Consider the following 12,642-nt stretch of genomic DNA (forward strand, 5'->3'; position numbering starts at 1 on the left):
GATGGGGCCGGGCTTGGCCGGGCCGGACTCAGGCGCGCCGCCGCGGCGGCCAGGGCACCAGGCCGCTGGTCGCCGCCATGTAGTCCCGGTAGCCGGGTTTTTCCCGGGCCATTTTCTTGTCGAGGGTACGCTGGCCGGTGACATTGATCACCAGATGACTATAGGCCAGCGGACCGATAATGGTCAGCGCGCCCCAGGGAGCTTCGCAGGCAATCAGGAAAATACCCCACCAAACGCAGAGTTCACCGAAGTAGTTGGGGTGTCGTGAATAGCGCCACAGGCCGGTGTCGAGTACGGTGCCCCGGCGGGAGGGGTCGGCGCGAAATCGAGTCAGCTGGATATCGGCCACGGTCTCGCAAGCCAGTCCCGCCAGCCACAGCGCCGCGCCGCCGATGGCCAGCCAACCGATCCCGGATCCGGCGGGCGCCAGCATGCCCACCTGCACCGGCAGCGACACCAGCCAGATCACCACGCCCTGGAGCAGGAACACCTGGCGCAGGCTGAGCCAGGTAAAGGCGCGATCGTTGTCCACCCAATCGCGCAGGCGGCTGTAGCGCGGGTCCTCCCCGTGGCCCCAGTTGCGTCGCACCAGGTGTGCGCTCATGCGCAGGGCCCAGGCCAGTACCGCCGCCAGCAACAGCCATTGCAGCGGCCCCTTTTCAGGGCTCAGCCACAGGCTGAAGCCGGTGACGGCCGCCAGGATGCTGGCGAAGGCCATGTCGATGATGCTGATGTCGCGCAGGGGGATACTGGCCAGCCACAGCAGCAGCACGGCGGCCAGGACCAGGGCGGCATTCAGGGCCAGGAGGGTGATCAAATCCACGATTTGGCGACTCCGGGTGAGGGGGGGTTGTCACTTTCGTAAATAGACTATATTCTTAAGTCTCGTTACGCAAGTACCTGGTCGGGAGTCTGTTATGCAATCACTCAGCAAGGTCACGGAGTACCCCTCGGTGGATCAGTGCATCGGTGGCGTCGCCGAATTCGACGATACCCAGCCGTGGATCTACACCCTGGATAATCCCTATCTTCACGGCGTTTACGCGCCCACCACCAGCGAGCTGGATGTCGCGGGGCTCGAGGTCGAGGGAGAGCTGCCGGCGGACCTGGGCGGCGCCTATTTCCGCAATGGGCCCAACCCGGTGTTCCAGCCCAAGAACCGCTACCACCCCTTCGACGGCGACGGCATGATTCACGGGGTTTACTTCCGCGACGGGGTTGCCAGCTACCGCAATCGCTATGTCGATACCCTGGCGCTGCAGGGCGAGCACCGTGACGGGCGCTCCATTTCCCCCGGTGTCATGGGGCCCTTTGACTACGAGCTGTCGCCCTTCGGCATCAAGGACACCTCCAACACCGATGTGTTCTTCTACGACGGCGACCTGATGAGCCTGTGGTACAACGCCGGCCACCCCTATCGGGTCGACGCGCACAAGCTGAACACGCGCGGCTATTTCGATCTCAAGGGGCGCGACCAGCGGCGCCTGTCCGCCCACTCCAAGGTCGATCCGGCGACCGGGGAGCTGCTGTTTTTCGACTACGGCAACGAGCCCCCCTACATGACCTACGGCGTGGCCAACGCCCGCGGTGAAGTGCAGCACGAGGTGGCCATCGACCTGCCGGGGCCGCGCCTGCCCCACGACATCGGCGTCAGCCGCAACTACACCATCCTGCACGACCTGCCCTTCTTCCACGACATGGACGTGCTGCGCAAACACGGTTACCGGGTGCTGACTTTCCACCGCGACATCCCCACCCGCTTCGGCATCATTCCGCGCCACGGCGCCGGCAGCGAGGTGCGCTGGTTCGAGTGCGAGCCCTGCTACATCCTGCACACCAGCAATTGCTGGGAAGAGGGCGACTGGGTGATCATGGACGGCTGCCGCTCCATCAACCCGATGCCCAGCGCGCAGCCCGGCGAGGGCGAGCTCGCCCACATGCTGGCCTACATGCGCCTGGAGGCGAACAACTACCGCTGGTGTTTCAATATGCGCACCGGCGAGGTGCGCGAGGGCGACATCGACGACCTCAACACCGAGTTCAACAAAACCAACCCCCTGTATATGGGGCTCAAGAGCCGCTTCGCCTATCACCAGCGCATTCCCCTGCACCACGAGGGCGGCTACACCCTGCGCTTCACCGGCCTGGTGAAGTACGACAACGACAGCGGTCGCCGCTGGCAGTGGGATTACGGCCCCGGCGTATTCGGCAGCGAGGCCGTGTTCGCGCCCAAGCTCGGCGCCACCGCCGAATCCCCGGAGGATGACGGCTATGTCATCACCCTGGTGACCGACAGCAACAACTGGCAGTCCCAGTGCCTGGTGTTCGACGCCACCGACATTGAGGCCGGCCCGGTGGCGCGGGTGCGCCTGCCCCATCGGGTGCCCTACGGTTTCCATGCCACCTGGGCCCGGGGCGAGGAAATTTACGCCGGCGGCTGAGCGCCGGCGCTTTTTGTTCCCGCAAAACACATTCAATAAACCATAAACGCATTACCAAGAGGCTCCAATGACGATGAAAACATTGCGTCCGTCCGCGTTCGCCCTGCTCCCGCTCGCATTTGCGGTTACCCACGCCGCCCAGGCACAACTGGAGGAGGTGGTGGTTACCGCCGAAAAACGTTCGCAAAGTATCCAGGATGTACCGCTGTCGGTCGCCGCGCTGTCGGGTAGCGACATCGAAGTGGGCAAGATCGACGGCATGAACGACATTGCCTTCCGCACGCCGGGGCTCAGTTTTGTCGAGGCCAACATTGGCGAGCCGCGGGTCTACATCCGCGGTATTGGCAACGGTTCCGACTCGGCGGCTTCCGACCAGGCGGTGGGGATCTTCCTGGACGAGGTCTATATCGGTCGCACCGGCGGGGTCGGCTTTGACCTGTTCGACCTGGAGCGCATCGAGATCCTGCGCGGGCCCCAGGGCACCCTGTACGGCAAGAACACCAATGGCGGCGCTATCAATATCGTCACCTCCCGCCCCTCGCGCGAGCCGGAAATGCGGGTGCGCGGTTCGGTTGGCAGCGACAGCCTGCTGCACCTGCAGGGCCTGGCCTCCGGTCCCCTGGGCGATAGCGCGGCGGGCAAGCTGGTGTTTTCCTGGCGTGAGCGCGATGGCTTTGGTGAAAATGTGATTACCCCCGGGGAAGTTGCCACCGCGGGTGATTTCTCCGCCAGCAAGTTAATTGGCGGCACCATTGGCGCGGCCAATGGCGGCGAGGAGTTGGGCGATCTGGAAAACTGGAGCGTACGCGGCCAGTTGCTGTTTGATGTCGGCGCCAATGGCGAGCTGTTGCTGGGTGCCGATTACGCCAAAAACAAGACCAACGGCAATTGTCGCCACATCCAGAACCTGGACAAGGCCATTGCCGGTCTCGCGCCCTTCTGGGAGGGGGCGATGTCGGACCGCTACAAGGCCGACGAGCGCAATTGCGCCAGTCAGTTCGACACCAGCCAGGAGCGCGAGGTGAGCGGACTGATGGCCCGCTTCGAGTACGATTTCAACTGGGCGACGCTGACCTCCATCACCGCCTGGCGTTCCAGCGACTACAACCTGGTGGACGACCTGACCGGTCTGCCGTTGATCGACCTGGATGCGCCTTCGCCAGAAGGGGTGCCGCTGCCTCCGGGATCGTTCACCGGCCCCGAAAACGTGGTCGACGCCGTTGATGAGAAAGCTTCCCAGTGGTCGCAGGAGCTTCGCCTGGCCGGCGGTAGCGACCGCATTGACTGGTTGGCGGGCGTGTTCTTCATGCAAGAGGACGTCGAGCGCGACGAGGAGTACTACACCCAGTACAGTTCCCTGCTGCAGGGGCTGGGTTTGGCGCCGATCGGCAATGTGCTGTTCACTCAGGACAACACCACCGAGAGCATCGCGGTTTATGGCCAGATGGACTGGCACCTGACCGAGCAACTGACACTGACTTACGGCCTGCGCTGGGCCGAGGACGAGAAGGACATCACCCAGAATGCCCTGGACCTGCTGGGTACCTCGCCTTCCGGTGTGCCGCTGATCCTGCCGGAATTCCCGGCGCCCGCCAGCGCCAGCGACTCCTGGTCCAAGGTGACCCAGAAAGTGTCGCTGTCCTATAACCTGACCGACGACATGATGTTCTACGCCACCTACTCCGAGGGCTACAAGAGCGGCGCCTTCCAGTCCCAGACCAACACCGTCGAGGCGGCCATCCAGCCCGTGGACCCGGAGTTCGTGGAAAACATCGAGTTCGGCATGAAGTCGTCCTGGTGGGACAACCGCGCGCAGTTCAACCTGTCCTACTTCGACATGGACTACGAAGACCTGCAGGTATTCGAACTCAACAGCCGGTTCCTGCTGGTGCTGCTCAACGCCCAGGCGCAGTCCGAGGGTGTCGAGGCCTCCTTCGACATCATGCCGGTGGACAACCTCACCCTGAGCGCCAGCTACAACTGGAACGACGCCAGCTACGAGGAGTTCATCAACGCCAACGGCCTGGACCTGTCCGGCAACAACCTGTCCTACGCGCCGGAGCAGTCCTACACGGTGACCGCCAATTACCGCTGGCCCCTGGCCGGTGGCTCCACCCTGGACCTTGGCGCGACCTACAGCTGGAAGGACGACTACTTCCTGGGGCCACAGAACCGCGAGCGCGAGACCCAGGAAGCGGTGGGCATTCTGGACGCCAGCGTCAGCTGGACCAGCGTGGACACCAGCCTCTCGGTGGACGTGTGGGGCAAGAACCTCTCCGACGAGCTGGTGCTGGCCCACCAGATTGTGGATCCGACCGGCGTGACGTCCGAGTATTACATGGAGCCACGCACCTACGGGGTTACCTTCACCAAGCACTTTTGAGGCGTGAAGGCCTAGAAATGTCCGCCACCGCCGAAGGCGGTGGCGGCAGCCGGCTGAATTCCCGCCCGGGTTTGTGCACAATGCTTTGTTTGGCAACCTGGTCGGGGACATGACGGAACTCACCACACGCGCCAGCTCCATCAACCGGGCGCTGGACCAGATCGGCGACAAATGGTGCCTGCTGATCCTCCAGGAGGTGTTCTGGGGGATCCATTCCTTCAGCGCCATCCTGCAGGAGACGGGGATTTCCCGCGGCGTTCTGTCCGACCGCCTGAAGTGGCTGCAGGACCACGACTGCCTGCGCCGGCGCGGCGCCGGGCGCAACACCAGCTACCACCTCACCCGCAAGTCCGTGGACCTCTACCACAACGCCCTGATGGCGGTGGTGTGGGAGGACCGCTATTTCGACACGCCGGCCATCCAGGCCGTACACCTGGTGCACCGGAGCTGCGGCAAACCCTGCACCCCGCGCATGGAATGCGCGCACTGCCACCGCGACGTGGACGGCCGCGAGGTGGAATACCACCCGGGCCCCGGCGCCACCCGCGATGTGCGCGACAAGAAGGTGCGCCGCCGCTCGTCGCTGTCGGTCGACGACGTGCCCAGCGCGCGCAGTGTCTACCGCAACCTGATCAACTTGATCGGCGATCGCTGGACGGCCAATGTGATCGCCCTGGCCTTTCACGGCCTGCACCGCTACGAGGAGTTTCACCGGGAATTGCCGGTGGCGACCAACATCCTGTCGGACCGGATGCGTTTTCTGGTGGAGGAGGGCATTTTCGAGACCCGGCTCTACCAGCAGCGCCCGCCGCGACACGAATACCACCTGACGGCCAAGGGCTGGGATCTTTTTCCCTGGTTTCTCACCGTGCTGCAATGGGGAGACCGCTGGTGCGATCCCAGCGGCGCCGGGCGGCCGATGTGCCTGGAGCACACCGCCTGCGGCGAAACGCTGCACGGGCGGGTGGTCTGCGATGTCTGCGGCGGCGAGCTGCGGGCCCACGAGGTCGATTTCACCATTGAAGCCGCGGGGCAGGGCAGGGCGCGCTAGCGGGCTGGCCGCGCCTGGCGCATGCGGGGACCATGTTGGTTGCATAAACAGACTTAAGTGTGGCATCGTTACCGCCCCTTGATATTCTGCCCGGGACGATTCCATGACTGACTGGTTTGCCAAGCACCGCGACACCCTCGACAAGGCCCTCGACGCCTGCGCCAAACGCTATTCCTGGAGCGGTTGGCCGGAAAGCCCCAGCACCAAAATCCACGGCGAGGACAAGCCCGCCGCCGGCAAGGCGGATTTCGAGGCGCTGCTGGGCGGCGACTTTCCCCTGGAGCAGCCGGCGGAGGCGGGCCGCGTCGGCGAGGAGGTTTCGCCCTACACCGGTGAGCCCCTGGGCATCCGCTACCCGAAAGTGGACGTCGATACCCTGTATGACGCTATCGATCAGGCGCGCCCGGCCTGGGCCGCGGCCGCGCCCGCCGAGCGGGTCGGCGTGTGCCTGGAAATCCTGCATCGCTGCGGCGAGCAGCTGTTCGCCAACGCCCACGCCACCATGCACACCTCCGGCCAGTCCTATGTCATGGCCTTTGCGGGCTCTGGCGCCAATGCCCTGGACCGGGGCCTGGAAGCCCTGGCCTGCGCCCACAAGGCGATGGCGGACGTGCCCGCCAGCGCCCACTGGGAACGCAACTTCGGCGGTGACGGCGCGGCGTCCCTCGACAAGCGCTACCGCCTGGTGCCCCGCGGCGTCAGTGTGGTGATCTGCTGCGCCACCTTCCCGCTGTGGAATACCTACCCGGCGCTGTGCGCCTCCCTGGCCACTGGCAACCCGGTGGTGATCAAGCCCCACCCGGCGGCGACCCTGCCGGTGGCGATGGTGGCGAAGGTGTGCCGGGAGGTGCTGGCGGAGGCGGGTTACGACCCCAACCTGGTGACGCTGGCGGTGGATACGCGGGAGGATCCGGTGGCCCTGCAACTGGTGGCGCATCCGGACACCGCGATCGTCGACTTTACCGGCAGCCCGCGCTTTGGCAGCTACCTGGAGCAGAATTGCCCGGGCAAGCAGGTGTATACCGAGACCGCTGGCTGTAACGCCGTGGTGCTGGAATCCACCCACGACCTGGACGCGACCGCCCGGGCCATCGCCCAGTCCCTGTGCCAGGCCTCGGCGCAGATGTGCACCAGCGTGCAGAATATCCATGTGCCCGCCGAGGGTGTGCGCGTGGGCGATACGCGGGTGCCGCTGGCCGAGGTGCAGGCGGCGATCTGTCGCGCCGTGGACGGCTGGCTGGAAAACCCCAAGCGCGCGGCCACGCTGTGCGGCACGCTGTTCGACCCCTCGGTGCAGGACAACGTGGACCGCTACCGCGAACTGGCCGGCGAACGCCTGCTGCGCGACTCCGCGCCCTATGCCAACCCCGACTTCCCGAATGCCCGCACCGCCACGCCGCTGGTGATCGCCGCCACCGGCGCCGACCGGGAGTGGTACCGCCAGGAGGTGTTCGGGCCGGTGTCCTTTGTGATCGCCAACGACTCGGCGCAGGCCTGCATCGAGGACGCCGCGGGCAACGCCCGCGACTGCGGCGCGATTGCCTCCCACGTGTACTCCGTCGACGAGGACTTTATCGAGCGCGCGGTGGAGGCCTACCACGCCGCCGGCGCCTCGGTGGCGGTCAACCTGCACGGCATGCCGATCAATTTCGCCGCGGCCTACTCGGACTACCACGTCACCGGCCTGAACCCCGCGGGCAATGCCTGCCTGGCGGACCTGGCCTTTGTCACCTCCCGTTTCCGTATCGTGCAGTGCAAGGTGATGCGGGGCTGAGTCCCTGCGCGCCGGCGGTCGTCGGCGCGCCAACTTCCAACCACTTAACTTCATTTCAGGGCACGGTGATGACGGACGATGTGTACATCGCGGGTATCGGTATGACCGCGCTGGGGAAATTTCCCCAGCGCTCGGTAAAACAGTTGACGCAGGAGGCGGTAGCCCAGGCACTGTCGGACGCGGGCCTGGCGCGGGAGGACATCCAGGCCGCCTGGTTTTCCAATACCCGCCAGGCGCTGCTGGAGGGCCAGAACACGATTCGCGGGCAGTGCGCCCTGCGCGCCATGGGCTTCGAGGGCATTCCCATTGCCAATATCGAGAACGCCTGCGCCAGCGGCAGCACCGCGCTATTGCAGGCCTACGCCCATATCCGCGCGGGCCTGTGCGACATCGCCCTGGTGGTCGGTGCGGAAAAGATGTTCTTTCCGGAAAAAAAAGCGGCGATGCTGCAGGCCTTCATGGGCGGCACCGATATCCACACCATCGAGGACACACGGGCCGGTCTTGCGGCCATGGCGCCGGAATTGATTCCCGCATCGGTCCGGCAGCCGGGTGCTGGCGAGCACAGCTTCTTCATGGACATGTACGCTGCTTTCGCGCGCCTGCACATGCAGACCTTCGGTACCACCCAGCGGCAGTTGGCGGCGGTGGCCGCCAAAAACCACTGGCACTCCACCATGAATCCCCTGTCCCAGTACCAGCACGACATGACGGTGGATGAGGTACTGGCGGACAAGCTGATCAGCTGGCCGTTTACCCGCTCCATGTGCGCGCCGATCAGCGATGGCGCCGCTGCGGCCGTCATCTGCGGCGAGCGTGTGCTTTCGCGCTTTCGTGAAAACCCGCCGGTACGTATCGCGGGTATCAGCCTGGTCAGCGGTACCCGTCGCGAGCCGACGGACTACGCCAATCACCTGGGCCGGCGCGCCGCCTTCGCGGCCTACGAGCAGGCCGGGATCGGTCCGCAGGACGTGGATGTGGTGGAGCTGCACGACGCCTCGGCCTTCGCCGAGATCCAGCAGGTCGAAAACCTCGGCTTGTGCGATATCGGCGAGGGCGGCGCCTTTGCCGAGAGCGGGGCCACGCGCCTGGGTGGCAAGGTGCCCGTGAATCCTTCCGGCGGCCTGGTATCCAAGGGGCACCCTGTTGGAGCCACCGGTGTCGCCCAGCTGGTGGAGCTCACCCAGCAGCTGCGCGGGCAGGCGGGCAAGCGGCAGGTCGAGGGCGCCCGGGTGGCGGTGGCCGAGAACGGCGGCGGGTTCTACGAGGTGGAGGAAGCCGCCACCGTGGTCACGGTATTGAGTCGCTGATATGAGCCAGGATTTGCAGCAATACCATCCCGTCGACTGTTTATACAAGGGGCTGGCGATGGATCCCGAGGCCATTGCCGCACAGGACGAGAATGACTGCCTCAGCTATCGCGAGCTGAGCGCGAAGAGTGAGGCCCTGGCCGCCGCCATCGCCGAGCGCGTGCCAGAGGGCGGCAAGGTCGCGATCTGCGCGCGCAATAGCTGCGACCACCTCTGCGCCTTTCTGGCGATCGTACTTGCCGGGCGTATCTGGGTGCCGATGAACCCGCGCAACGGTCGGGAGCAGAACGCCGCGGCCCTGGCGCGGGTGCGGCCCGAACTGTTGTTGGTCGACAGCTATTCCGCCGGAGCGCTCGATGCGCCGGGTACGCCGACGATTTATCTCGACGGGGCGCCCGCGGGTGGCGAGAGCATGGACACGGTGTGCGCGCCACACCGGGGGCGGCCATTCACCGCGGCGAGGCCCGCCCTGGATGCGGTGATGGCGATCAAATTTACCGGCGGCACCACCGGGGAGCCCAAGGGCGTGGTGCAGACCCACCGCAACGTCGCCGCGGTCATCGCCAGCTTCCAGGACTTCTACCAGCTCAAGGCGCGGGACATCAACCTGGCGGTGGCGCCGCTAACCCACGGCGCCTCGCACTACGTGCTGCCCATCCTCGCGGCGGGGGGCAAGCACCTGTTGTCCACGAAGGTGGACCCGGATGCCCTGGTGGCGGCGATACGCGACGCGGGTGTCACCGTCACCTTCATGCCGCCGACACTGATCTACAAATTGATCGAGTCCCCCCTGGCCACACCGGAGGCGATGCGCTCCCTGCGTCACCTGACCTACAGCGCGGCACCCATGCCCGGCGAGAAGATCGCCGCGGCCCAGGCGGCCCTGGGGCCTTGCATTTCCACCGTTTACGGCCAGACCGAGGCGCCGATGATGATCTCCGCCCTGGGACCCGAGGAAATGCGCCTGGACCACCTGCGCGCCTCGGTGGGCCGGGCTGCCCCGTTTGCAAGCGTGTGTATTCGCGACGCGGGGGGGCGGCCCTGTGAGCCCGGCGCCGTGGGCGAAATCACGGTGCGCGGCGACATCGTGACGCCCGGTTATTTCGAGTCCCCCGACAAGACCGCCGAGGCGATCCGCGATGGCTGGCTGTACACCGGTGATCTGGGCTATCTCGATGAGCAGGGCTACCTCTACATTTGCGGTCGCTCAAAGGAGGTCATCATCTCCGGGGGATTCAATGTGTATCCGGCGGAAGTTGAGAGCGCGCTGATGGAGGTCGACGGCATCCTGGAGTGCGTGGTGGTCGGGGTGGCCGACGACTACTGGGGAGAGCGCGTGGAGGCGGTTATTCGCGCGCGGGAGGGTTCGCTCCCGCTCGACGATTTGCGCGAACGGATCAAGGCCAGGGTGGGGCCGGTCAAGGCGCCCAAGCAATACCATGTGTGGAAGGACATTCCGCGCAACCCCGTGGGCAAGATTGTACGCCGGGATATTTGCCAGTTGCTGGCGCAGTGACACCGGGTGGATCGCCGACACTGCCAGTACAGGACGAAGTAAATTTCTATGATCAATTACCATGAACGGTACGGCCACCTCAGCGGTCTGGAACGGTTGAAGGTCTTCGAGGAGGCCGGCGACGCACGCTTTGGCATCGCGCAAAACATGGGTTACGACGTGCTTGCAATCGACGAGGGCAGCGTTGTTTACCGCTATACCCCACAGGAAGCGCATGTGAACCTCATTGGTGGCATTCACGGCGGGGTGATGTCGACCCTGCTCGATACCGCCATGGGGGCCGCGGTCATGACGACCCTGGCGCCGGGGGAGAGCCACACCATTATCGACCTGGCGGTGAAATTCCTCCGCCCCATTCGCCTGGACCACGACCCGGTCATCGTGGAGGGGCGGCTGGAACACCGCGGGCGCCGGACCGCGACCGCGGAGGGCTGGATTCGCAACGGGGCGGGCAAGCTCATTGCAAAGGGATCGGCCACGGCCATTATGCTGTGATGCGTCGCGCGCAACCGGTCTCTCTTTCGGCGCTTCGGCGGCCGGCGTTCCGGCGGCCGGCGCCCCGGCGGCCGGCGCCCCCGGCCTCGTTGCTTTCATCCCACGCTATATTCGCCATCCTGCGCCCGATAGGCCAGGGCCTCGGCGATATGCCCCTCGTCCACCCGTGTCGCGCCGGCCATGTCCGCCAGGGTGCGGGCCACCCGCAGGGAGCGGTGCAGGGCGCGCACCGATAACTGCATCCTGTCCGCCGCCTGCTCCAGCTGGCGGCGCTCCGCGGGTTCCAGCCGGCACACCACCATCAGGCGTTCACTCGCCAGCTCGGCGTTGGTGCAGTGCTGGCGCAGCTGTTGCCGCTCCCGGCACCAGGCCACCCGCTGGCGCACCGTGGCGGAATCCTCCGCCCGCTGCTCGCCGCGCAGGATGACGGCGGCGCTCACCCGCGGCATGCCGACCTGCAGGTCGATGCGGTCCAGCAGCGGCCCCGAGATGCGCTGACTGTAGCGGTGTATCTGGTCCGTGGTGCAGCGGCAGGCGCGCTCCGGGTCCCCCAGGTAGCCGCAGGGGCAGGGGTTCATCGCCGCCACCAGCTGGAAGCGCGCCGGAAAGGTGAACTTGTGGCTGGCCCGGGACAGGGTAATCTCCCCCGACTCCAGCGGTTCGCGCAGGACCTCCAATACATGCCGGCTGAACTCCGGCAGCTCGTCGAGGAACAGCACGCCGCCGTGGGCCAGGGAGATTTCCCCCGGACGGGGGCGGCCGCCGCCGCCCACCAGGGCCGCGGCGCTGGCGGTGTGGTGGGGCTGGCGAAAGGGGCGCCGGCGGATATTGCCCGGGTTGTGGTGATAGAAGTTCTGCAATGCCGCATTGGTAAGTGCTTGCTCCGCGGTCAGCGGTGGCAGGATACCGGGCAGGCGGCTGGCCAACAGGGTCTTGCCGGTACCGGGCGGGCCGCTGAGCAGGAGGTTGTGGCCCCCGCAGGCGGCCACCTCCAGTGCGCGGCAGGCCAGGGGCTGGCCGGCGACCTCGTTCAGGTCCGGGTAGTGGGGCGGCGCCAGGCCGTCGTCGCCGGGCGCGCAGGGCGACAGTGGCGCGCGGCCGTTCAGGTGGGCGCACAGGTCCAGCAGGTGGTCGGCGGTGAGTACCCGGCTGCCCGGTACATGGGCGGCCAGCGGGGCGCAGGCCGGCGCGACGACCAGTGCCCGCCCCGATTCGGTGCAGGCCTGGGCGGCGGGGATCACCGCCGGAGACGGCCGCAGGTGGCCGTCCAGGGCCAGTTCGCCGAGAAACTCGTGCCGCTCCAGGGTGTCGTCGGGCAATTGCCCGGAGGCGGCGAGGATGCTCAGCGCGATCGGCAGGTCGAAGCGCCCGCCCTCCTTGGGCAGTTCCGCCGGGGCCAGGTTGACGGTAATGCGCCGGTCGGGAAACTCAAAGTTTGAATTCAACAGGGCGCAGCGCACGCGATCCTTGCTTTCGCGCACCGCGGTTTCCGGCAGGCCGACGATGTTGAACGCGGGCAGGCCGTTGGCCAGGTGGGTTTCCACCTGCACCAGGGGCGCCTCGAGGCCGACCGAGGCCCGGCTGTAGACAACGGAAAGGTCCATCGCTCGTCCGTGAGCAGGCGCCGCCGGGGCGGCGCGGTTGTTGGCGGGCTCTTTTGCCGGCCGCCAGC

9 protein-coding genes are annotated in these 12,642 nt (G+C 66.3%); 7 read left to right on the forward strand and 2 right to left on the reverse strand.

Features of this window, described 5'->3' with window-relative positions:
- Positions 1 to 28 precede the first annotated feature (28 nt).
- Entirely contained in the window at positions 29 to 823 is a 795-nt protein-coding gene (locus tag JYP50_RS16535) for a DUF1295 domain-containing protein (RefSeq protein WP_206561669.1), read from the reverse strand.
- Between the two features lie 94 nt (positions 824 to 917).
- On the opposite strand from JYP50_RS16535, the gene JYP50_RS16540 reads away from it, so the two are divergent.
- The 7 genes from JYP50_RS16540 to JYP50_RS16570 all read left to right on the forward strand — a co-directional run bounded on the left by JYP50_RS16540 (position 918) and on the right by JYP50_RS16570 (position 10,970).
- A complete protein-coding gene (locus tag JYP50_RS16540) occupies positions 918 to 2,441 on the forward strand; it encodes a carotenoid oxygenase family protein (protein WP_206561670.1) in 1,524 nt (507 codons plus the stop codon).
- A gap of 67 nt (positions 2,442 to 2,508) precedes the next feature.
- Entirely contained in the window at positions 2,509 to 4,824 is a 2,316-nt protein-coding gene (locus tag JYP50_RS16545; RefSeq protein ID WP_206561671.1) for a TonB-dependent receptor, read from the forward strand.
- Between the two features lie 109 nt (positions 4,825 to 4,933).
- Entirely contained in the window at positions 4,934 to 5,875 is a 942-nt protein-coding gene (locus JYP50_RS16550) for a winged helix-turn-helix transcriptional regulator (RefSeq protein ID WP_206561672.1), read from the forward strand.
- A gap of 103 nt (positions 5,876 to 5,978) precedes the next feature.
- A complete protein-coding gene (gene paaN / locus JYP50_RS16555; RefSeq protein ID WP_206561673.1) occupies positions 5,979 to 7,649 on the forward strand; it encodes a phenylacetic acid degradation protein PaaN in 1,671 nt (556 codons plus the stop codon).
- Between the two features lie 68 nt (positions 7,650 to 7,717).
- Positions 7,718 to 8,959 (forward strand): thiolase family protein, encoded by a 1,242-nt coding sequence (locus tag JYP50_RS16560; RefSeq protein ID WP_206561674.1) that lies wholly within the window; start codon positions 7,718 to 7,720, stop codon positions 8,957 to 8,959.
- A gap of 1 nt (position 8,960) precedes the next feature.
- Entirely contained in the window at positions 8,961 to 10,475 is a 1,515-nt protein-coding gene (locus JYP50_RS16565; RefSeq protein WP_206561675.1) for a class I adenylate-forming enzyme family protein, read from the forward strand.
- Positions 10,476 to 10,523: 48 nt separating this feature from the next.
- Positions 10,524 to 10,970, forward strand: coding sequence for a PaaI family thioesterase (locus tag JYP50_RS16570; RefSeq protein ID WP_206561676.1), 447 nt, complete (start codon positions 10,524 to 10,526; stop codon positions 10,968 to 10,970).
- A gap of 95 nt (positions 10,971 to 11,065) precedes the next feature.
- Here JYP50_RS16570 and JYP50_RS16575 read toward each other — a convergent pair whose 3' ends face one another.
- Positions 11,066 to 12,574 carry a YifB family Mg chelatase-like AAA ATPase gene (locus JYP50_RS16575; protein ID WP_206561677.1) on the reverse strand — a complete coding sequence of 503 codons (1,509 nt, stop codon included), beginning with the start codon at positions 12,572 to 12,574 and terminating at the stop codon, positions 11,066 to 11,068.
- Positions 12,575 to 12,642: the final 68 nt, after the last annotated feature.

It is taken from the genome of Parahaliea mediterranea, assembly GCF_017255185.1.
Lineage (GTDB): Bacteria > Pseudomonadota > Gammaproteobacteria > Pseudomonadales > Halieaceae > JAFKCZ01.